Source organism: uncultured Lacinutrix sp. (genome assembly GCF_947500325.1).
Classification (GTDB): Bacteria; Bacteroidota; Bacteroidia; order Flavobacteriales; family Flavobacteriaceae; genus Lacinutrix.
Genome location: NZ_CANMRQ010000083.1, coordinates 1 through 629, shown reverse-complemented (window position 1 = coordinate 629; position 629 = coordinate 1). Strand labels below are relative to the sequence as shown.

Sequence of the window (629 nt, the reverse complement as noted above, 5' to 3'; positions counted from 1 at the left end):
GGTACAGAAGTAATTGTTAATCCAATAGGATCTTCAATAGTATAAGTCACTGTATCTGTACAACCATTTGCATCACGTACAGTTATAGTATATGTCCCTGGCGCATTTACAGTAAAAGTTGGACTGTTTTGGAAACCATTACCAATACTATATTGATAAGGCATTATTCCTGATGCAACACTTACAGTAAAAGTATAATCGTTAGTTGGGCTTGGACATTGAGATCCAGTAACTGTAATTCCAGTAGGAATTGGATCTGTAGCGATAGTAATTGTTAAAGGTGTTGTTATCACACAATTATTAGCGTCTTGTACATATACATCCCATGTTGTTGAAACAGCAGGGTCTAGTACAGCCGTATTAGAACTTGTATAAGTTCCGGCAGGCATACCACTAACTACATAAGAATATGTATAAACACCACTTCCTCCAGAAGCTGTTACACTTACTTGAGCACCAGAATTACAATTTGCGTTAATAAATGGATCAGCAGTTAAAGCTAAAGGAGTAGATTGTGATACATCTATATTAGCCATTGCAGTACATCCTGTTACTTCATCTGTAATAGCAATAGTTTGTGTACTTGGGCCTGTTAAACCAGTAATAGAGATAGTTGCATTAGTTTGACC

Annotated in this window: 1 protein-coding gene; it reads right to left on the bottom strand. The window is 36.4% G+C overall.

What is annotated here, in order from left to right; all coding sequences use genetic code 11:
* On the bottom strand, positions 1–629 hold a 629-nt coding region (locus Q0997_RS20270; RefSeq protein ID WP_299892543.1), incomplete at both ends, for a hypothetical protein.